Raw genomic sequence first — 536 nt, forward strand, 5'->3', positions numbered from 1 at the left:
CTCCGGTCAGGTTGAAGTCTCGCAACTCCACCTTAGCCGGCCAATCCGGTGGCCACTTCCGTCACACCATTCGAGGTCCGATTTTCCACCATCAAAGCGGACACTACCTCACCCGGCCGGCGCTCGCGTGATCGAGTCCTCCCATGATGTTGAGGAGTGTCGACTTTCCCAAGCCGGACGGACCCAGCATGACGACGAATTCGCCGGCCTCGAGTTCGGCGTCGACGCCGCGCAAGGCCCAGACCTCGACGCCGCCGGTCCGGTAGACCTTGGTGACCCCCTACATCTGGAAGACTGGAGTGACGCTGGACATGCTGGCCAGCTTATTGGTCGTGCGGCCTCGGCACGTTGACCTCCGTCAATTCCAGTTGCCGAGCGGCGCATCGGGCTCGCGGAAGCCCGCGTCTTAGCCGGACATTGCGCTGAACGTGATCGCGAGCGCATATCGTCATGCACCGATCTCCAGAAGAGCCCGTCGTCGCAGAATGCGGATATCGCGTGAATCGACCAGCTCGATGAGCCGCTGTTCCTTGAGC

Annotated in this window: 1 pseudogene; it reads right to left on the minus strand. The window is 62.1% G+C overall.

The annotated features are described in order from the left end of the window. Positions 1 to 109: 109 nt before the first annotated feature. Positions 110 to 235: pseudogene (locus VSX60_RS22505) on the minus strand (ATP-binding cassette domain-containing protein); the annotation flags it as partial. Positions 236 to 536: the final 301 nt, after the last annotated feature.

It is taken from the genome of Aurantimonas sp. A3-2-R12 (assembly GCF_036016755.1).
Lineage (GTDB): Bacteria > Pseudomonadota > Alphaproteobacteria > Rhizobiales > Rhizobiaceae > Aurantimonas > Aurantimonas coralicida_A.